The sequence below is a fragment of the Pseudomonas quasicaspiana genome (genome assembly GCF_021147825.1).
In the GTDB taxonomy this organism is placed as follows: domain Bacteria; phylum Pseudomonadota; class Gammaproteobacteria; order Pseudomonadales; family Pseudomonadaceae; genus Aquipseudomonas; species Aquipseudomonas quasicaspiana.
In genome coordinates, this window is sequence record NZ_JAGTPI010000034.1 from 1 (window position 1) to 19,691 (window position 19,691).

The following is a 19,691-nucleotide window of genomic DNA, read 5'->3' on the forward strand; positions in this document are numbered from 1 at the left end:
CGATTCGGTCTGTCAGTCGATGAATATATTGCCTGTGCTGACGCGATCGCGGGCAAGCGCGCTCCTACAGATGAAAAAGTACTCCAAATCAAATAGTTGTAGTTTGTTTGATAGGAGCCGGGCAAGCCCAGCTCCCACAGGGAGCGCGTCTAATTCAACAGTGCAGTATCAAGCAGCCAGCAACCAAACACCCGCAGCCGCCGAGGCAGCACCGGCAATTCGCACCAATGGCGCAGCCGCTGTAGGCAGGTAGCGCACAACGGCATAACCAGCAGCGTGCAGGGCAGCAGTGGCGACTACGAAGCCGATGGCGTAGGCCGCCGGGCTGGACATGTCTGGCAGCTCAAGGCCGTGGGCAACACCGTGGAACAAAGCGAACAGCGCTGTGGCGCCTACGGCCATGAACAGCGGTGGACGAATCGCCAGTGCAACGGCCAGACCCAGCGCCAGCACCGAAGCCGCGATACCGCTTTCCAGCGCAGGCAGGTTCAGGCCTTCGAAGCCCAGCAAGCCACCGATCAGCATGGTGCCGACGAAGGTGCAAGGCAGGGCCCAGCGCGCAGCGCCTTTTTGTTGAGCGGCCCACAGGCCTACGGCCAACATGGCCAGCAAGTGATCCAGGCCACCAATCGGGTGGCTGATACCGGCAACGAGGCCGTTGTCGCCATGTCCAGGGTGAGCGAAGGCCAGCGCTGGAACCAGCAGCAGAGCAAGGGTGCCGAGGGCTTGTTTGTAGTTCATGCAAAGCTTCCTTGAGGGAGTGAAAATCAGGCCGCGTTGGTCAGCAGACCCTGGCGTTCGATGAAGGCGATGATCTGTTCCAGACCCTGGCCGGTTTTCTGGTTACTGAACACGAACGGCTTTTCGCCGCGCATCTTCTTCGTGTCGCGGTCCATCATTTCCAGGGACGCGCCCACCAGCGGTGCCAGATCGATTTTGTTGATCACCAGCAGGTCGGATTTGCAGATGCCAGGGCCGCCTTTGCGTGGCAGCTTGTCGCCCGCTGAGACGTCGATCACGTAGATGGTCAGGTCCGAGAGTTCAGGGCTGAAGGTGGCGGACAGGTTGTCGCCGCCTGACTCGACGATGATCAGGTCAAGGCCTTCAAAGCGACGGTTCAACTGGTCGACTGCTTCCAGGTTGATAGAAGCATCTTCGCGAATGGCCGTGTGCGGGCAGCCGCCGGTTTCCACACCAATAATGCGTTCCGGTGCCAAGGCTTCGTTGCGCACCAGGAAGTCAGCGTCTTCGCGGGTATAAATATCGTTGGTGACCACTGCGAGGTTGTAACGCTCACGCAGGGCCAGACACAGCGCCAGCGTCAGGGCTGTCTTGCCTGATCCGACCGGACCACCGATGCCGACACGCAGAGGTTGGCTGTTCATTGAGTTCTCCGTTGAGCTCTGGTTCTTGAGCTCTGTTAGTCATTTGCCAGGTAGAAGATCAGGACCGAAACAGCCGGCTGTATTGACGCTCATGGGCCATGCTCGCCAATGACAGACCGAAAGCGGCACTGCCAATATGTTGTGGATCAAGGTCTGTCGCATGCTGTTGGGCTTGCTGCAGCAACGGCAGCAACTCGCTGGTCAGGCGCTGCGCAGCCTGTTGACCCAGCGGCAGGGTTTTCATCAGGACTGCGAGCTGGTTTTCCAGCCAGCTCCACAACCAGGCAGCCAGAGCGTCCTGCGGGCTGATCTGCCAGGCACGAGCAGCCAAGGCCCAACCCAGTGCGAGATGTGGCTCCTCGGTTTGCGCCAGAAACTCCCGCGCAGGGCGATCAAGCTCTGGCAGCCCGATGAGTAGCTGTTTCAGGGAATAGCCCATTTGCCGACTTTCCAGATTCAGCTCGCGGGTTTCCCGACTGGCGCGATGTTCGTCGCTCAACTGCAGCAACTGGCACCAGTTTTCTTCTGCCGCTGCAACACAATGAGCGAGCAGCAGCGGAGCCTCGAAGCGGGCGAGGTTGAGCAGCAACTGGTCGCCGATCCAGCGTGACGCGCTGGCTGGATCAACCACCCGTTGGTTTTCCACCGCCATTTCCAGGCCTTGGGAGTAGCTGTAGCCGCCAATCGGTAATTGCGGACTGGCCAGGCGCAGCAGCGCCCAGGCGCTGTTCATATACGCACGCCAAACTGGTGCAGTTTCGGCGGGTAGTTGAAATCTTCCTCGCCTGCCCGTGAGTGGTGGTGGCCGCCACCATAGGCACCGGTTTCCGGGGAGAAGGGCGCTTCAATCGATTCCGTCGTTGCGCCCAACTGATCGAGCATCGCCTTGAGCACATAGTCGTCGAGCAGGCGCAGCCAGCCGTCCCCTACTTGCAGCGCAACGTGACGGTTGCCCAGATGGTAAGCGGCGCGGGTCAGTTCGAAGGTGCTGCTGCAGGTGACGTGCATCAATTGTTCGGGACGGGCGCAGACACGGACGATACGGCCGTCTTCGGCCTTTAGAAACTCACCATCGTGCAGCGGTTGCTGACCGCGCTCCAGAAAGAGGCCAACGTCTTCACCGTCGGCACTGTAGCAACGCAGGCGGCTTTTGCTGCGCGCCTCGAAATTCAAATGCAGCTCGGCGGCCCATTCGGTTTGAGAGTCGATTCTTTTGTGAATCACCAGCATCGGAAGGCATCCAGCTAATTGCGATGCTTCAAGACAGAGCAAGGGGCTTGCCAACAGTGCAGGTTGTAGGAAAAAGCCGACGGAAAAGGTGGGAATGAAACGCCGGTCGAGATATTTCGCACCTAAACAGTGCTATTCGTTTGGAGTGCACCAATTTGAGTCGACTGGCTATTCCGCGCTGGGCAGTCCGCGCCAATGTTTGGCACCACTGAAGATGAAACGCAGTTGGTGAGTGATCTTGGCCTGAGGCTTCAAGTGTACGGGCAGCGCATCGCTTGGTGGGTCGATCAGTTCAGGGAGCATGGCGAACACGCTTTTCACGACCAGGTCTGCAAGGATCGACAGCGATGCAGCGTCCAGATGCTGCCATTTAGGCATGGTACCCAAATCTGTCGCGAGGTCGGCACTGATGCCATCACGAAGTGCGCAGAGCGCTTGCCGCACCTGCCGGGAGCCGCCGTATTGCTCGCGGGCCAGAAACAAGAATTGCGCACGTTTGGCTGATACCACTTCGAGAAAGATACGAACCGATGCTTCGATCAGGCCGCCCATGACAAACTCGTTGTGACGCACCAGACGCAGGGTTTCGCGAAATGTCTGACCGACCTCGCTGACCAAAGCGAGACCCAACTGATCCATATCGTCGAAGTGGCGATAGAACCCCGTCGGCACGATGCCCGCGGTGCGCGCCACTTCCCGAAGGCTCAGGCTGCCGAAGCCGCGTCCGCTTTCCATGAGGGTGTGGGCGGCGTTGAGCAGCGCATGGCGGGTCTGTTGTTTCTGTTCGGCGCGGGGCAGCATGACGGTAGACAAATCCGGGATGACAGGCAGCACTTTAGCAAATGCGCTTTGGATGCGTCGAAGGGGTTTTAGCCTGGGCCAGTTGATCGGTCACCCGCAGGCGCTGCTACCTCGTCTACAGCCGCCGCTGTCGCGCTGTAAACACAGGATCTCTAGGAGCGCGCTTGCCCGCGATAGCGTCAGTGCAGCCGACATATTTATAGACTGACATACCGATTCGCGGGCAAGCGCGCTCCTACACAGACTGTGTGAAAACTACTGCAGGCTGGGCACCTTCGGTGCTACGCGCACAATACTGCGTTAAAAACAGGCGAAAAATGCTCATTTAGAACACTAGAGTCGGACGCGACCCCGGCCGTTTTTCGCCTGTTTTTGCCTTGTCTTGCCGTCGCTCGCTACGTTTTCACACAGTCTGTACAGGTTTAAAAGCATTCCAAATATATTGTCTGCATGGGAGATTTTCAGTTTCTAAACCCGCTGATACTGCTTGATCAACTGCGCATGGCCATCCTGCGCAATCGTCTCGTGCAGGGTCTGCATGCCCATCTTCACTTCAGCACTGGGTTCGCGCTCGGGCGCTGGTACGGCCCAGACGTTAGCGGCCAAAAAGGAAAAGGTCAGGGCGAGCCATACGCGTTTCATGATATTCGCTCCTCTCAAGAGCTTGCGGGGTGATGTATGGCAGCGATATTACGCCCGGCCTGTCGATAGAGAAGTTCGTATTCCTGATGGTGAAAATCATCGATATTGATTGATCCTCCAGCCCTTGCTGGCTGTGGCTTGCAGGCGTGGCTTCATATTTCCTCACATAGAAGCTTGGGTTTTAAGCCCTATGCTGTAATTTGCACATCCGATCAAACCCTCAGGTTTTTTGTAAGTCGAAGCTTAAAGTCGACTGCAACAGGCCTGGGCCGGTCTGTTGTTATCTGGAGAGTCATGCAATGACGCGCAGCCGTAAAATTTTTGCCTGGACCGGTGCCATTCTGTTGTTGGTACTGGCTGTATTGGTCGTTGTGATCGCCACGTTTGACTGGAACCGAATCAAGCCAACGCTCAACGAAAAAGTCAGTGAAGCGCTGCATCGTCCCTTCGCGATCAATGGCAACCTTGCGGTTATCTGGGGGCGTGAACCTGAGGAGGGCGGCTGGCGTGCGTGGGTACCATGGCCGCGTTTCGTGGCTGAGGACTTGAGCCTGGGTAACCCGGAGTGGTCGAAAACGCCGCAGATGGTCACCCTCAAGCGCGTCGAATTCCGCCTCTCGCCGTTGCCATTGATCGTGCAGCACGTTGTGATCCCGCGCATTGACCTGACCGGCCCGGATGCAAAACTTGAGCGCCTGGCTGATGGCCGCGCCAACTGGACGTTCGATTTGCCCAAATCTGACCCGAATGCTGAACCTTCCAGCTGGGTGCTGGACATCGGCGCCATCAAGTTCGACAAGGGGCTGGTGAGCTTCAACGATCAGACCCTTAACACTCAGGTGGACCTGGTGATCGACCCGCTGGGCAAGCCCATTCCATTCGGCGATATCGTCGGCAGTGGAGACGCAAAGAAAGCTGAGGAGAAGGGCGTCAGGCCGCAGGATTATGCGTTTGGTGTCACGTTCAAAGGCCAATATAAAGGCCAGAAGCTCAACGGCAGCGGTAAGCTCGGCGGGCTGCTGGCGCTCAAGGATGCTGCTCAGCCATTCCCGGTTCAGGTGGATGCTCACGTCGGTGACACCCACGCGGCTATTGCGGGCACCGTGACCGATCCGCAGAACCTGGGCGCGCTGGATCTGCGCCTCAAGTTGTCAGGCAGCAGCCTGAGCAATCTCTATCCGTTGACCGGCGTGACACTGCCGGATTCGCCGGCTTATTCCACGGACGGTCGACTGATCGCCAAAATCCATGACCCCGCGGGCGCCAACTTCCGCTATGAAGGCTTCAACGGCAAGATCGGCAACAGCGACATTCATGGCGATCTGGGTTTTGTCGCCAGTCAGCCAAGGCCGAAACTCACCGGCACGCTGGTTTCCAATCAACTGCTGTTTACCGACCTGGCACCTTTGATCGGCGCAGACTCCAACGCCGCTCAGAAAAAACGCGGCGGGGAAAGCAAGCAGCCAACGGGCAAGGTGCTGCCTGTGGAAGAGTTCCAGACTGACCGCTGGCGGGCCATGGACGCCGATGTCGAGTTCACCGGCAAGCGCATCGTGCAAAGCCCGGACCTGCCGTTCTCTGACCTTTATACCCACGTCGTGTTGAACGACGGGCAACTGAGCCTGCAACCGCTGCGATTCGGCGTTGCGGGCGGCAAGCTCGACGCCGACATTCGTCTTGATGGTCGCAGCAAACCGATGCAGGGCAGGGCGAAGCTTTCTGCGCGCAACCTCAAGCTCAAGCAGCTGTTCCCGACCTTTGAACCAATGAAAACCAGCTTTGGTGAACTGGCGGGTGATGCCGACATCAGCGGCAAGGGCAACTCGGTTGCGGCGTTGCTGGGCACTTCCAATGGTGACTTGAAGATGCTGGTCAACGACGGCGCGATCAGCCGCAGCCTGATGGAAATCGCCGGGCTCAACGTTGGTAATTATGTGGTGGGCAAGTTGTTCGGCGATCAGGACGTGAAGATTAACTGCGCAGCGTCTGACGTGGGCATCAAGGACGGTCTGGCGACGCCTCGTCTGTTTGTGTTCGATACCGAGAACGCGATTATCTTTATCGATGGCACGGCCAACCTTAAAACCGAGCAACTGGACTTGAGCGTCAAGCCTGAGTCGAAAGGCTTCCGCGTATTCTCGTTGCGGTCTCCTCTTTATGTGCGCGGGCCGTTCGCCAAACCGAATGCGGGCGTGCAGTCCGGGCCGTTGCTGTTGCGCGGAGCGGGGATGGTACTACTGGGTGCCGCAATCGGACCGGCTGCTGGTTTGCTCGCCCTTGTTGCGCCTAGCAGTGGTGAGGAGCCCAACCAGTGCGCGCCCTTGCTGGAGCAGATGAGATCGGGCAAAGCGCCGAAGACGGTGCAGTAACTCCATAGGCGAAATACATCTCTGTTGGAGCCGAGCTTGCTCGCGATATTGGCGACGCGGTTTCATAGCTCAGTACCGCGTCATCGTTCATCGCGAGCAAGCTCGGCTCCCACAGGGTCTCAGCAATCCCGTGGGATCGGCTTTGGCCGGAAAGAGGCCGTTACAGGCACTAAAAAATGAGTCGTCAGAAATACCGCCGTCGCGTCTATTTTGTGGGAGCAGAGCTTGCTCGCGAAGCAGTCGACGCGGTACGTCAGATCTAGCGCGTCATCGTTCTTCGCGGGCAAGCCTCGCTCCAACAGGATCTCTGCCAGTCCTACAGTTCTTCGCATTGGCAGGCACAAAAAAGCCAGGACTCAGTCCCGGCTTTTTTGCATCACGACTCACCGATCACAGGTCGTTGAGAATATCCGCCATGTCGTCGGCGTGTTCTTCTTCCTGAGCCAGGATGGTTTCGAAGATACGGCGAGTCGTCGGGTCATCTTCGCCGATGTATTTGATGATTTCGCTGTAGCTGTCGATGGCGATACGTTCAGCCACCAGGTCTTCGTAGACCATCTCCTTCAGCGTCGTGCCTGCCACGTACTGGGCGTGGGAATTCTTCGACAGCAGGTCAGGGTTGAATTCCGGCTCGCCACCCAGTTGCACAATGCGCTCGGCCAGTAGATCAGCGTGTTCGGCTTCCTGCTGCGCGTGCTCAAGAAACTCGGCAGCGGCGACGCTGGCCTTGAGGCCGGTCGCCATATAGTAGTGGCGCTTGTAACGCAGCACGCACACCAGCTCGGTAGCCAGCGATTCGTTCAGCAGGCGCAGTACCGTTTCGCGGTCAGCGCTATAGCCTTCAGTGACAGCGCCGTTCTCGACGTTCTGGCGCGCACGTGCGCGCAGGGTGCTTACATCCGACAATTGTTGGTCGTGGTTCATGGTTTATCTCCAAAGCTAATCCGGTATCCGTCTCGCTCTTGATGCGCCAATCCTCTACAGCATTGAGTGGCGCCCGGCATGATCGGTAACAGGTGTGAGTGCTCGGCTTCGGGAAAAGTTTTATTCTTTTGCATCATTGGTTGATGAACAAAATATTAGGAAACGACTGTTACACGCCGCGGTCCCAACCTTGAGACGAAAATATATGGAGATACACAATGCTCAAGTTCCTCGGCAGCACCATCGGCATCATCTTTCTGATCGGCCTTATTGTGGTCATCGCCCTGTTCAAGCTGGTTTTCTAAGCGCGAACGACTGCACCTGTAAAAGCGCCGCCCAATAAAAAGCCCGATGCATATGCATCGGGCTTTTGCGTATCAACGACCCGCTTACATGGCGCGTTCGTTGGCTTCGCGTTGCTCGCAGGTCATGAAACCCTTGTTATCCACGCGACCGTTGGCGTTGAAGCTGACGTGATAGACCTGCTCGTGGCCGTCTTTAGTCATCACGTAGTTGTTGCAAACACCCGGATGCACCTTGCGCTGTACACGAGTAGACGGCGTGCCGCCGATGGTCAGCACTTGCTGCTCGGTCATGCCGTCTTCGACTTGCTTGACCAGCGGCTCGTTGCGATAGGTCACGTAATCAACCGGGTTCTGCACGGTGGTGTTGGCGCAACCGCTGACTGCGGCGATAACGAAAGCTGCTGCGAGGCTCTTCTTGATCATGAAATACCACTCCAATGACAGAGCCATTGTTGGCCCGTTGCAGCTTGGAGCTGCGAAGGTTCGCAAGAGTTCGATTATTTGATGGCCTTTGAATACTACGTACGTCGCACGGTGATTTCGTTACCTGACAGTCAGGCATCTGACTGCAATCGTAACCGCCCGTAGGGCAGCAGCCTGACTTGATGAAAGTTGCTCGCACGTTCACGAAAGGGCGCGGTCAATGTGATGGCATGGTCGGGAGATTCAGTTCTCACCTGGGTGCCGTCATCGGTGATGACTACCCCCGACCACCGTAAACCCTGTGAAATTGTTTGTTGAGCACGCCGCGCGCCTCAAGGCTGCGGGCCTTTAGCTATCCCAGCTGTTGTTCGTAGTTTGCCGCCCGGTCGGGTCGGCATTGGAGTGATGCAATGAGCGATAAAGAACACTACGCAATCGAGTACACCCTGGCGGGCGAGCACCACGTGGACGTGATCGAGAATCTTGATGTACCGATCATCGACGTAGTTCACGAGCTGGCACAGAAGCATCACGTCGTACTGGATGACGACGTGCAGAGTTTTATCGCCGTGGATGAGGCAACGGCTCACGCATCGGGTATCACCGATGTGTCGATTCACAGCATCGAAGAAGAGGAACTGCGACTCGACACGCGCAACGTCGGGTAGGTCTGAACTGAGCGGGTCGCGCCGCATATTCCTTGGCTACACTCCAAAGCAGGCCACGCTGGTCGGCATGGCCACTGTGGAGTGGATAACCATGAAAATGCTGCGCGTCCCTGTGTTGTTGGTGAGTCTGTTGATGTGTGCCCAGAGTTATGCGGCCACTGCGCAACAGAACAAGATGACCACCTGTAATGCCGATGCTTCAGCTCAGTCCTTGAAAGGCGATGAGCGCAAGACGTTCATGAGCACCTGCCTTAAAGCGTCACCACCGCAAACCCAGCAACAAAAGATGACCAGTTGTAACGCAACGGCTACGACTGAGGCGCTCAAGGGCGATGCTCGTAAGGCTTTTATGAGCGATTGTCTCAAGAAGAAATAATTTTCCATTGACCGTTCAGGCGCTGGAAAACGTGCCGTTCAGCGCCCTGAAACCTTTAATTCCGGCGTCTGGTGCAGGTGGCTTATTCATCGGTCTGTAGGTCGTTTCCGATGGGGTCGTCTGATCACTGGTCCTTAGCTCAGAACGCTGGCAGACTGCCTGCCTCTTAGCGCCGTTCGTCTTGAGGCTATATGCCAACGTTTTCCTCGCGACAAGTGTTGTTGGCCAGCTGGATTCTGATATTCGGCGGTCTGTTGATGGTTCTGCCGTTCAAACTGCTGCCGAGTCTATTGGCCGGGTTGCTGGTCTATGAGCTGGTCAACATGCTGACGCCCAAGCTGCAAAGGCTGATCGCCGGGGAGCGTGCCCGCTGGGTCGCGGTGGCGTTGCTTGGGACGCTCGTGGTCAGTGTGCTGGCGTTGATCTTCGCCGGAGCCTTCAGCTTCGTGCTGCATGAGGCGGAAAACCCCGGCGCGTCGCTGGATAAATTCATGATCCTCGTGGATCGCGCTCGCGGTCAGCTTCCGCCGTTCATCGACGCTTATTTACCGGCCAGCGCTGCCGAGTTCCGGATATCGCTGGGCGAATGGATACAGAAGCACGTTGGTGAACTGCAGCTGATTGGTAAAGGCGCGGCGCATATGTTTGTCACCATGCTGATCGGCATGGTGCTGGGCGCAATCATTGCCTTGCAGCGCATTTCCGATGTGCATACCCGCAAGCCGCTGGCGGCTGCGCTGTTTGACCGTCTCAGCCTGTTGAGCAAAGCGTTCCGCAACATCGTTTTCGCCCAGATCAAAATCTCGCTGCTGAACACCGCGTTCACGTCGGTGTTTCTGGTCATCGTGCTGCCGTTGTGCGGCATTCACCTGCCGTTGACCAAAACCCTGATCATCATGACGTTCCTGCTCGGCTTGTTGCCGGTAGTGGGTAACCTGATGTCCAACACGTTGATCTTCATCGTCGGCATGTCGATTTCAATCTGGGTGGCGCTGGCGGCGCTGGGTTACCTGATCGTGATCCACAAGGTTGAGTACTTCCTCAACGCGCGGATCGTTGGCGGGCAAATCAATGCCAAGTCGTGGGAGTTGCTGCTGGCGATGCTGATTTTCGAAGCCGCGTTCGGCCTGCCGGGGGTTGTGGCCGGGCCGATTTACTACGCGTACCTGAAGAGCGAGTTGCAGCGGGAAGGGTTGGTGTAAGAGAGCAGCTGCAAGCTTTAAGCTTCAAGCTTCAAGAGGCGCACGGCCTGCTTTTAACTTGTAGCTTGAGGCTTGCAGCTTGCAGCTGCCCTTCAGCCATAGCGCTTCTTCGCCTCAATCGCCAACCCGCTGCCGATGCTGCCAAAGATATTCCCTTCAACATGACGCGCGTTGGGCAGCATGGCCGAGACGCTGTTGCGCAGGGCCGGGATGCCGCTAGAGCCACCGGTGAAGAAGACTGTGTTGACCTGATCAACGCCCGCACCCGCCTTGAGCAGCAATTCGCTCACGCTGTTACGTACGCGCTCCAGCTGCGAATCAATGGCGGCTTCGAACATTACACGGCTCAAGTCCACACTCAAGCCCGGTTCGATGCGATCCATCGGCAGATGACGGCTTTCGGTGTGGGTCAGCTGGATCTTGGTTTCTTCCACTTCCATGGCCAGCCAGTGCCCGGCGCGCTGTTCAATCAGCTTGAACAGGCGATCAATGCCCTGTGTGTCTTCAATGTCGTAACGCATGCTGCCTAACGCCAACTGGGACTTCTGCGAATAGACCGAGTTGATGGTGTGCCACGTTGCCAGGTTCATGTGGTGGCTGGTCGGCATGTACGCCTGGCTTTTCATCCGGCTGCCGTAGCCGAACAGCGGCATGACGCCTTGAATGCTCAGTTGCTTGTCGAAGTCGGTCCCTCCGATATGCACGCCACCGGTGGCGAGAATGTCTTCGTGACGGTCATCGTAGAAGCGGCGGTCAGGTGACAGGCGCACCAGGGAGAAGTCCGACGTACCACCGCCGATGTCGACAATCAGTACCAGCTCTTCTTTGTTAATCGTTGATTCATAGTCGAAAGCGGCGGCGATAGGCTCGTACTGGAACGACACGTCCTTGAAGCCGATCTTGCGGGCGACTTCGGCCAGCGTGTCCTCGGCTTCCTGATCAGCGGTAATGTCGTCATCGACGAAATGCACCGGGCGACCCAGCACCACTTCTTCGAATTCACGACCGGCGTTGGCTTCGGCACGCTTCTTCAACTCGCCGATAAACAGCGCCAGCAGGTCCTTGAACGGCATTGCCGTACCCAGCACGCTGGTGTCGTGTTTGATCAGCTTGGAGCCCAGCAGGCTCTTGAGCGAGCGCATCAGGCGGCCTTCGTAGCCTTCCAGGTACTCGTGCAGCGCAAGGCGGCCGTAAACCGGGCGGCGTTCTTCCATGTTGAAGAACACCACCGAAGGCAGGGTGATCTTGCCGTCCTCCAGCTCAATCAGCGATTCCATGCCGGGGCGCAGCCAGCCGACGGTGGAATTGGACGTGCCGAAATCGATACCGCAGGCACGGGCCGGGGATTGGTCATTCATGTCTTTTACGTTCCAGTCAAAAAACGGCCGCGCAGTGTATGTCAGTGCACGCCGGATGCGTAGGGCGAAACATCGGTTAAATGTAGATAACTGTATTTGTATGCCTGACTTGAACTAACCGACCGGACCCCCAATCTTCAGTGAATTGTGTTCACATCAGGCCGTCGAACCTTTCAGGCATCAAGCGGGCGGGTTGCACGGCCGATATATCTCAACGTATTGGATTCAGAGACCTCACACAGAGGATGCTGTGCGCAGTGTTCAGCGCTGCACGGCGTAACCGGGGAAAGCATTAGATGGACTTTAAAGACTATTACAAGATTCTTGCGGTGGATCCGACTGCGGATGAGAAAGCGATCAAGGTCGCTTACCGCAAGTTGGCGCGCAAGTATCACCCGGACGTCAGCAAAGAGGCTGGCGCGGAAGAAAAATTCAAAGAAGCGAACGAAGCGTACGAGGTGCTGAGCAGCCCTGAAAAGCGCGCCGAATACGACGACTTACGCAAATACGGTCGCCAGGGCCAACCCTTCCAGGCACCACCGGGCTGGCAGAGCCGAGCGGGTGCGGGCGGGTTTGGCGGCGCTGATAACGGCGACTTCTCCGACTTCTTCAGCTCGATCTTTGGTGGTCGTCCGCAGCAGGGCGGCCGATCTCGCAACCCTGGGCGCAAGGGACAAGACGTCGAAATGGAGTTGGCTATCTTCCTGGAGGAGACCCTGTCGGGCGAATCCAAGCAGGTCAGCTTCAAGGTGCCGCAACACAATGCAGCGGGCCAGCGTGTGGCTGATGTCACCAAGACGCTGAATGTGAAGATTCCTGCCGGTGTCACCGACGGCGAGCGTATTCGCCTCAAGGGGCAGGGTGCGCCAGGTGTTGCAGGGGGTGAGAGCGGTGATCTGTACCTGATCATCCGCCTCGCGCCGCATCCGAAGTTCGAAGTCGAAGGCCATGACCTGATCATCACTGTGCCCGTGGCCCCATGGGAAGCTGCGTTGGGTGCCAAAGTCGCTGTGCCGACCCTCACGGGCAAGATCAACCTTACTGTCCGTCCCGACAGTCAGAATGGTCAGCGACTGCGCATCAAAGGCAATGGCTTGCTGAACAAACAAGGACAGCGTGGCGACTTGCTCGCGCAGATCAAAGTGGTAATGCCAAGGTCCAGCGATGAGGCGACTCAGGAACTGTGGAAAAAACTGGCTGACAAGGCAGCGTTTGATCCGCGGGCGCAGTGGTGAGTCAAGCTCCGGCTGCGGCCGCTCCCATAAATGCGGTTTTTATGTGGGAGCCGGGCTTGCCCGCGATAAGATCAACGCGATTTGACTGACATACGCGGCGGCATTATCGCGGGCAAGCCCGGCTCCCACATGAGATTGCATCCATCCAGTCAGCTAAACGCTCTTCGGCAACACCACCGTAAACGTCGTCCCGTCACCTACGTTAGACGTCACGGTAATGCTGCCGCCGTGGGCGTTGACCACTTCCTTGACGATGAACAGGCCCAGACCAAGGCTGGTTGACCGACCGCTGGGCGTCGAGCCCTCGCTGATGGCGCGTACCAATGGGTCAAAGATGCTGCCGATGGCGTCTTCGGAAATGGGGTCGCCGAGGTTGTGCACGATCAACTGCACATGATCCTGCTCACCGCAGACTTTGACGTTGACCTCTTCCTCCCCCTTGCCATGCTGCAGGGCATTGCCGATCAGGTTCTGCAATAACTGGTCGATACGTCCGCGATCCCAATGACCGACCGTATCGCCCTCCACGACCAGATGCGGATGTGAGTCCGGGCGACCGGCACAGGCTTCATCGATGGCCTCGCGGCACGCTTTGCCCAGGTCCATTGCATTGCGTTCAACCGGCAGGCTGGCACCAAGGCGGCTGCGCACGAACTCCAGCAGATCGCTGACCATCGCGCCCATGTGTCGAGTGCTGCTCTTGATCCTCGAAACGTAGCCCTGGGACTTCGCATCAAGTTCTTTTCTGTGCTCCAGCAGGTCGGCGGACATGCTCACCGCTTGCAGAGGTGCGCGCAGGTCATGGCCAAGAATGGCCAGGAAGATATCTCGCGAACGTGCCACCTGCTCGGCATACGCCGCAGTCGATTCGGCCAGGGCTTCGTCAATGGCTTCGTTGAAGCGGATCATGTCAGTGAAGTAGGCCAGGTCAGGCGTTTTCAGGCTTTCGACCCACAACCGGATGACACTGGCGCGCAGATGGCGGAACTCGGAAGTCATCTGCACCAGATCAAACCCGACCATGTGCCGCAGTTCGCCGTGGCTGGCGGCCGCTTCGTCAAGGCTGGGTGTCTTTTGCAGGTCTGCGCCCTTTGACTTGGCCGCTTGCTCGCTTTTGGTCTGCGAGGTGTTCATGTCCCGTGCTGCGGCCAGCAGAATGGCTTGGGCGTGATCGCGCAACTCGACACTGTTCATGGCATCGGCGGCAGGCTTGATGGTTTTTGCGAAGTTTTCCCACTCGTCGACGATACGATCCACATGAGCAACGATGAAGTCCGAGAGGCGCATGGCCGGTTACCTTGCTGCGGGAGCTGTAATGAAGATGGCGCATCTTACAGCCTTTAACCTTCGGGTATCGAGACAGCGACCGGAGGCCAAGGTCATTTCCGGCAAAAGAGGCAAGCAGCGGCCAGGCTTGTCGGCAAAAAATAAAGGCAGCCGTAGCTGCCTTATTTGCGAGTGTAGTGGATCAGAACAGGAAATACCGCTGCGCCATTGGCAGGACATCCGCCGGCTCGCACCACAGCAGTACACCGTCTGCCTTGACCTGATAAGTCTGTGGGTCGACGTCGATTTTCGGCAGGTAGTCGTTGTGGATCAGGTCTTTCTTCTGCACGGACCGGCAGCCTTTGACGACGCTGATCACCTTTTTCAGCCCCAGTGATTCAGGCACACCGGCGTCGAACGCTGCCTGGCTGATGAAGGTCAGGCTGGTAGCGTGCAACGAACTGCCGTAGCTGGCGAACATCGGACGATAATGCACGGGCTGCGGTGTCGGAATCGATGCGTTGGCGTCGCCCATCAGGCTCGCGGCAATCGCTCCGCCCTTGAGGATCAGGGTCGGTTTGACGCCGAAGAACGCAGGGCGCCACAGCACCAGATCAGCCCATTTACCCACTTCCACCGAGCCGACTTCATGGCTTATGCCGTGGGTGATTGCCGGGTTGATGGTGTATTTGGCGATGTAGCGTTTGGCGCGGAAGTTATCGTTGCCTTCACCATCGCCAGGCAGCGGACCACGCTGGCGCTTCATCTTGTCGGCGGTTTGCCAGGTGCGCATGATCACCTCGCCAACCCGGCCCATGGCCTGACTGTCGGAGCTGAGCATCGAGAAGGCACCCAGGTCGTGCAGGATGTCTTCGGCAGCAATGGTTTCCCGGCGAATACGGCTTTCAGCGAAGGCTACGTCTTCGGCGATGCTTGGGTCCAGGTGATGGCAGACCATCAGCATGTCCAGGTGTTCGTCGATGGTGTTGCGCGTGAACGGCCGGGTCGGATTGGTCGAGCTAGGCAAGACGTTGGGGAAGCCGCAGGCCTTGATGATGTCCGGCGCGTGACCGCCGCCCGCACCTTCGGTGTGATAGGTGTGAATCGTGCGGTTCTTGAACGCCGCCAGCGTCGTTTCGACAAAGCCGGATTCATTCAGGGTGTCGGTGTGGATCGCAACCTGCACATCGTATTCGTCGGCGACGCTCAGGCAGTTATCGATGGCCGCTGGCGTGGTGCCCCAGTCTTCGTGCAGCTTCAGACCAATTGCACCGGCTTTGACTTGCTCCACAAGCGGCCCAGGCAGGCTGACGTTGCCTTTGCCGGTAAAGCCGATGTTCATCGGGAAGGAGTCGGCCGCTTGAAGCATGCGCGCCATGTGCCAGGGGCCAGGCGTCACGGTGGTTGCGTTGGTGCCGGTTGCCGGGCCGGTACCGCCGCCGATCATGGTGGTCACGCCGCTCATCAACGCTTCTTCGATCTGCTGCGGGCAGATGAAGTGGATGTGCGTGTCGACGCCGCCCGCAGTGAGGATCATGCCTTCGCCGGCAATGATTTCAGTGGAGGCGCCGATGGCGATGGTCACGTCGGGCTGGATGTCCGGATTGCCCGCTTTGCCGATGGCCGCAATGCGACCGTTCTTGAGGCCCACGTCGGCTTTGACGATGCCCCAGTGGTCGACGATCAAGGCGTTGGTGATCAGCGTGTCGACGACTTCGGCCGCCAGTAATTGACCCTGGCCCATGCCGTCACGGATGACCTTGCCACCCCCGAATTTCACTTCTTCGCCGTAAGTCGTGAAGTCTTTCTCGACCTCAATCCACAGCTCGGTGTCGGCCAACCGTACCCGGTCGCCCACGGTGGGGCCGAACATGTCGGCATAGGCTTGTCTGGAAATCTTCATGGCGATTCCTTGAATTCAAAAAGTGCAGTGCTGAAACGCGGACTGTAGGAGCGCGCTTGCCCGCGATCGGCTGCGAAGCAGTCGCAAAATCAGTGAACACACCGCCGCAGGAAAGTCGTTCCGACTTTATCGCGGGCAAGCGCGCTCCTACCGGGGTTAGAGATCACCCATCACCCGCCCGGCAAAGCCGAACACCCGCCGATGCCCGGCCAGATCCACCAATTCCACATCCCGCGACTGCCCTGGTTCGAAGCGCACGGCGGTGCCGGCCGGAATGTTCAGGCGCATGCCGCGGCTGGCGGCGCGGTCGAAGGTGAGGGCGTCGTTGGTTTCAAAAAAATGGAAATGCGAGCCGACCTGAATCGGCCGGTCACCACTGTTGGCGACGTTTAGGCTGATGGTCCTGCGCCCGGCATTGAGTTCGATTTCACCGGGTTGAATCTGGTATTGGCCAGGAATCATGCGGGTTGTCCCAAGGTCTTGAAGTAGATAGCGGTCGGCGTATAACGGCCGTCCGGGCTTTGGCAGTAGTTGGGCAGTTCGCCGACGCGGGTGTAGCCCAGCGAAAGATAGAACGCTTCGGCGGGTGATCCGGCTTCGGTGTCGAGAAACAACAAGCCGCGCTTGAGCTGACGCGCCGCCTGTTCCAGCGCTTGCATCAATTGCTGCCCCAAGCCGCGCCGTCGCGCTTCTTTGAGCACCATCAGTTTTTGCACCTCGGCACGGTTCAGGCCATTGGCCTTCTGGCAAAGAGCGAGCTGAGTGCTGGCCAGTACCTGCTCATCCTCAACCACAACCCACAACAGCAGGTTGCCGTTGGCGACGTCTTCCCGAAGTCCGTCGCACCAGGCGTACGCGTCTTCGAAGGTCAAGTCGGCCATGAAACCCACCGATGCGCCGTTGTTCACAGCGTCCAGCAGTAAGGTCGCCAGTCCGTGGCGGTAGTGAGCAAAACTTTCATCCGTGACGCGGCGTAGCTGGGCAGGATTCATGATCGCCTCTCAGTTGGAAACGGGAGCTTGTGACGGTGGGGCCGATGCGCCGGGTGACAAATCCAGTTGCATGAATGTCAGGTCCAGCCAGCGTCCAAATTTAGTGCCGACCTGTGGCATCTGGCCGGTCGTGATGAAGCCCAGTCGTTCATGCAGGCTGATAGAGGCCGCGTTGCCGCTTTCAATCGCCGCGACCATGATGTGTTTGTCGCACAGGCGAGCGCGGTCGATCAGAGCGTTCATCAACTTGGGGCCGAGGCCTTTGCCGCGCTGATCGGCGCGCACGTAGACGGAATGCTCTACGGTGTGACGGAAGCCTTCAAAAGGGCGCCAGTCGCCAAACGACGAATAACCCGTGACCTGGCCGTCATCGTCAATGGCGACCAGAATCGGATAACCCTGAGTCTGGCGCGCATCGAACCAGGCCTGACGATTGGCCAGATCTACCGGTTGCTCGTTCCAGATCGCGGTGGTGTTAAGCACTGCGTCGGTATAAATCGCCAGGATGCCCGGCAGATCAGCCGGGAGGGCGTCGCGAATCGTATGGCTCATGATCAGTTCCAGAGTCTCGTTCGGGGTCAGGCGATAGGCTGGTGCACGGTGACCAGCTTGGTGCCGTCCGGGAAAGTCGCTTCGACCTGAATTTCAGGAATCATTTCCGGGATGCCTTCCATGACCTGTTCGCGAGTCAGCAGCGTTGTGCCGTAGTGCATCAGATCCGCGACGGTTTGCCCGTCGCGCGCGCCTTCAAGCAACGCCGCCGAGATGTAAGCCATGGCTTCCGGGTAGTTGAGCTTCACGCCACGGGCCAGCCGCCGTTCGGCAACCAGGCCTGCGGTGAAAATCAGCATCTTGTCTTTTTCGCGTGGGGTGAGATCCATGTTGGTTCCGTGTGTGAGTTTGATTGCTTTACCTGTGGGAGCTGGGCTTGCCCGCGATAAGGCTGGACGCGGTTCACTTTAGATCGCGTCGCTCTTATCGCGGGCAAGCCTCGCTCCCACAGGATCAAGTACTCCAGATCCTCGGCGCCACCGCTTCGCGGCCCAGCACCGCCGGGCGCAGCAGTTTCCATAATTCGATCATCCAGGCCCGGGCATGCAGCGCCTCATCAGCCAGACAGCGGGCAACCAGCAAACCGGGCAGTTGGGTCAGATCACCGCGTACCGGATTGGGCACCGATCGGCAGGCCTCAAGCAATTCGCTGTCAATGTCGCCGGTGACCAGCAACGTGCCAAATACGGTTTTGCCATCCAGACCAATCGGTGACTGGAGCAAGCCGTCGCCACCGATGATGCGTTGCCGTTCATGCCACAGCAACTTGCCGTCGCGGCGCACATCCAGATGCGCCTGGAAATGCCCGGTCTCGAAGCGCTCGCCGCTCGCCGGTCTGCCCAGCGCCACGACGTCCCAGTAAAGCAGCCGCGCATCGCCTTGCAGATCGATGCGAGTGGTCAGTTCGGCCTGTGCGGCACTGAACACGATGGTTTCCTGCGGCAGCCATTCCAGCGTCGCACCGGGCGCGACAGTCAGGTCAAGTTGCTGATACGCCGGACCAGCCGCGCGATACCACTTGGCTGCGCCGGGGCTGGTCAATTGTGCCCAGGCATCAGGGCCAACGCTGGCACTGATGTCCAGTCGGTCGCCGCCGGCAATGCCACCGGGTGGATGAACAATAATGTGCTGGCAAACTTCCGGGCCTTCGGCGTACAGGTGTTTTTGTACCCGCAGCGGCCCTTTGTGGCGGCGCTGGGTCGGTCGCGTGCTGTCGCCAAAACGACCGTAGCCCAGCTCCAGCTCGGCATGCCAGCTGGGCGTGAACAATGCGGTGTGGGCGGGAAGATTCATGTGATCGCTTTCATGCTTTTGGAAAACAACAGTTCTGGAAACTGCACCTTAACGGAATACCACTCAGATGGTCACCAGACCACGCACGCCTTCGGCTTCCATATTCTCGCCCCGGCCCTGCTGAACGATCTCGCCACGGGACATCACCAGATACTGGTCGGCCAGCTCGGCGGCGAAGTCGTAAAACTGTTCAACCAGCAGAATAGCCATGTCGCCTCGCTCCGCGAGCTTCTTGATCACTACGCCGATTTCCTTGATCACCGACGGCTGAATGCCTTCGGTGGGCTCATCGAGGATTAGCAAGCGTGGACGGCTGGCCAGCGCACGACCAATCGCCAGTTGCTGCTGTTGACCGCCGGACAGGTCGCCGCCGCGTCGATGCTTCATCTGCAGCAACACAGGGAACAGCTCGTAAATGAATGCCGGGACTTCCTTTGCTTCAGAGCCCGGGAATCGCGACAGCCCCATCAACAGGTTCTCTTCCACGGTCAACCGGCCAAAAATTTCCCGGCCCTGTGGCACGTAAGCGATCCCGGCGTGCACCCGTTGATGAGGTTTGAAACCGGTGATCTTCTTGCCTTCCCATTGCACTGCGCCTTCTTTTGCAGGCAGCAGGCCCATGAGCACCTTGAGCAAAGTGGTTTTGCCCACGCCGTTACGGCCCAGCAGGCACGTTACTTCGCCGACCTTCACATCAAAGGACAGCCCGCGCAGGATGTGGCTACCGCCGTAGTACTGATGAAGTTGGCTAACGTGCAGCATTTGAG

23 protein-coding genes and 1 pseudogene are annotated in these 19,691 nt (G+C 58.3%); 7 read left to right on the plus strand and 17 right to left on the minus strand.

The window, feature by feature from the left end; translation table 11 throughout:
• Positions 1–168 precede the first annotated feature (168 nt).
• The 6 genes from KDX30_RS18575 to KDX30_RS18600 all read right to left on the minus strand — a co-directional run bounded on the left by KDX30_RS18575 (position 169) and on the right by KDX30_RS18600 (position 4,058).
• Positions 169–741 (minus strand): HupE/UreJ family protein, encoded by a 573-nt coding sequence (locus KDX30_RS18575; protein ID WP_027902253.1) that lies wholly within the window; start codon positions 739–741, stop codon positions 169–171.
• 26 nt (positions 742–767) lie between these two features.
• Positions 768–1,385: an urease accessory protein UreG gene (gene ureG, locus KDX30_RS18580; RefSeq protein WP_027902252.1), complete on the minus strand. Its 618-nt coding sequence runs from the start codon at positions 1,383–1,385 to the stop codon at positions 768–770.
• 58 nt (positions 1,386–1,443) lie between these two features.
• Complete coding sequence (locus tag KDX30_RS18585) at positions 1,444–2,118, minus strand: urease accessory protein UreF (protein WP_099267800.1); 675 nt, start codon at positions 2,116–2,118, stop codon at positions 1,444–1,446.
• Positions 2,115–2,615: an urease accessory protein UreE gene (ureE, locus tag KDX30_RS18590; protein ID WP_099267801.1), complete on the minus strand. Its 501-nt coding sequence runs from the start codon at positions 2,613–2,615 to the stop codon at positions 2,115–2,117. Before ureE ends, KDX30_RS18585 begins: the two co-directional genes overlap by 4 nt.
• 168 nt (positions 2,616–2,783) lie before the next feature.
• Entirely contained in the window at positions 2,784–3,416 is a 633-nt protein-coding gene (locus KDX30_RS18595) for a TetR family transcriptional regulator (protein ID WP_231677185.1), read from the minus strand.
• A 468-nt stretch (positions 3,417–3,884) separates the two neighbouring features.
• The gene (locus tag KDX30_RS18600) at positions 3,885–4,058 is read right to left on the minus strand and encodes a hypothetical protein (RefSeq protein ID WP_161628615.1); all 174 of its coding nucleotides are present in this window, start codon (positions 4,056–4,058) and stop codon (positions 3,885–3,887) included.
• Between the two features lie 299 nt (positions 4,059–4,357).
• Here KDX30_RS18600 and KDX30_RS18605 point away from each other — a divergent pair, with 299 nt between their 5' ends.
• Positions 4,358–6,427, plus strand: coding sequence for an AsmA family protein (locus KDX30_RS18605; RefSeq protein ID WP_231677157.1), 2,070 nt, complete (start codon positions 4,358–4,360; stop codon positions 6,425–6,427).
• Positions 6,428–6,817: 390 nt separating this feature from the next.
• Here the strand turns inward: KDX30_RS18605 and KDX30_RS18610 are convergent, their stop codons facing one another.
• Complete coding sequence (locus KDX30_RS18610; RefSeq protein WP_231677158.1) at positions 6,818–7,351, minus strand: ferritin-like domain-containing protein; 534 nt, start codon at positions 7,349–7,351, stop codon at positions 6,818–6,820.
• A gap of 218 nt (positions 7,352–7,569) precedes the next feature.
• Between KDX30_RS18610 and KDX30_RS29975 the strand changes: the two genes are divergently transcribed.
• Positions 7,570–7,656 carry a small membrane protein YohP gene (locus KDX30_RS29975; protein WP_441343355.1) on the plus strand — a complete coding sequence of 29 codons (87 nt, stop codon included), beginning with the start codon at positions 7,570–7,572 and terminating at the stop codon, positions 7,654–7,656.
• Positions 7,657–7,740: 84 nt separating this feature from the next.
• Here the strand turns inward: KDX30_RS29975 and osmE are convergent, their stop codons facing one another.
• Positions 7,741–8,079, minus strand: coding sequence for an osmotically-inducible lipoprotein OsmE (gene osmE / locus KDX30_RS18615; RefSeq protein WP_122708718.1), 339 nt, complete (start codon positions 8,077–8,079; stop codon positions 7,741–7,743).
• A gap of 191 nt (positions 8,080–8,270) precedes the next feature.
• Between osmE and KDX30_RS18620 the strand changes: the two are divergent.
• From KDX30_RS18620 to KDX30_RS18635, 4 genes and pseudogenes are all read left to right on the plus strand, one after another.
• Positions 8,271–8,431, plus strand: a pseudogene (locus tag KDX30_RS18620) (triacylglycerol lipase); the annotation flags it as partial.
• A gap of 58 nt (positions 8,432–8,489) precedes the next feature.
• Complete coding sequence (locus KDX30_RS18625) at positions 8,490–8,747, plus strand: hypothetical protein (protein WP_027902911.1); 258 nt, start codon at positions 8,490–8,492, stop codon at positions 8,745–8,747.
• Between the two features lie 91 nt (positions 8,748–8,838).
• Complete coding sequence (locus KDX30_RS18630) at positions 8,839–9,123, plus strand: PsiF family protein (protein ID WP_231677159.1); 285 nt, start codon at positions 8,839–8,841, stop codon at positions 9,121–9,123.
• Positions 9,124–9,314: 191 nt separating this feature from the next.
• Entirely contained in the window at positions 9,315–10,325 is a 1,011-nt protein-coding gene (locus KDX30_RS18635; protein ID WP_231677160.1) for an AI-2E family transporter, read from the plus strand.
• Between the two features lie 92 nt (positions 10,326–10,417).
• Here the strand turns inward: KDX30_RS18635 and KDX30_RS18640 are convergent, their stop codons facing one another.
• A complete protein-coding gene (locus KDX30_RS18640; RefSeq protein WP_231677161.1) occupies positions 10,418–11,683 on the minus strand; it encodes an Hsp70 family protein in 1,266 nt (421 codons plus the stop codon).
• A gap of 296 nt (positions 11,684–11,979) precedes the next feature.
• On the opposite strand from KDX30_RS18640, the gene cbpA reads away from it, so the two are divergent.
• Entirely contained in the window at positions 11,980–12,918 is a 939-nt protein-coding gene (cbpA, locus tag KDX30_RS18645) for a curved DNA-binding protein (protein ID WP_027902531.1), read from the plus strand.
• Positions 12,919–13,071: 153 nt separating this feature from the next.
• Here cbpA and KDX30_RS18650 read toward each other — a convergent pair whose 3' ends face one another.
• From KDX30_RS18650 to urtE, 8 genes are all read right to left on the minus strand, one after another.
• Positions 13,072–14,205: a sensor histidine kinase gene (locus KDX30_RS18650; protein ID WP_231677162.1), complete on the minus strand. Its 1,134-nt coding sequence runs from the start codon at positions 14,203–14,205 to the stop codon at positions 13,072–13,074.
• A gap of 181 nt (positions 14,206–14,386) precedes the next feature.
• Entirely contained in the window at positions 14,387–16,087 is a 1,701-nt protein-coding gene (gene ureC / locus KDX30_RS18655; protein WP_027902529.1) for an urease subunit alpha, read from the minus strand.
• Positions 16,088–16,243: 156 nt separating this feature from the next.
• Complete coding sequence (locus KDX30_RS18660) at positions 16,244–16,549, minus strand: urease subunit beta (RefSeq protein WP_027902528.1); 306 nt, start codon at positions 16,547–16,549, stop codon at positions 16,244–16,246.
• A complete protein-coding gene (locus KDX30_RS18665; RefSeq protein WP_231677163.1) occupies positions 16,546–17,079 on the minus strand; it encodes a GNAT family N-acetyltransferase in 534 nt (177 codons plus the stop codon). The genes KDX30_RS18660 and KDX30_RS18665 overlap by 4 nt, the downstream gene beginning before the upstream one ends.
• Positions 17,080–17,088: 9 nt before the next feature.
• On the minus strand, positions 17,089–17,631 hold the full coding sequence (locus tag KDX30_RS18670; RefSeq protein ID WP_231677164.1) for a GNAT family N-acetyltransferase: 543 nt from the start codon (positions 17,629–17,631) through the stop codon (positions 17,089–17,091).
• Between the two features lie 26 nt (positions 17,632–17,657).
• Positions 17,658–17,960: an urease subunit gamma gene (locus tag KDX30_RS18675; protein WP_027902525.1), complete on the minus strand. Its 303-nt coding sequence runs from the start codon at positions 17,958–17,960 to the stop codon at positions 17,658–17,660.
• Between the two features lie 124 nt (positions 17,961–18,084).
• The gene (locus tag KDX30_RS18680) at positions 18,085–18,924 is read right to left on the minus strand and encodes an urease accessory protein UreD (RefSeq protein WP_231677165.1); all 840 of its coding nucleotides are present in this window, start codon (positions 18,922–18,924) and stop codon (positions 18,085–18,087) included.
• A 63-nt stretch (positions 18,925–18,987) separates the two neighbouring features.
• Positions 18,988–19,686 carry an urea ABC transporter ATP-binding subunit UrtE gene (gene urtE, locus KDX30_RS18685; protein WP_231677166.1) on the minus strand — a complete coding sequence of 233 codons (699 nt, stop codon included), beginning with the start codon at positions 19,684–19,686 and terminating at the stop codon, positions 18,988–18,990.
• Between the last annotated feature and the right edge of the window lie 5 nt (positions 19,687–19,691).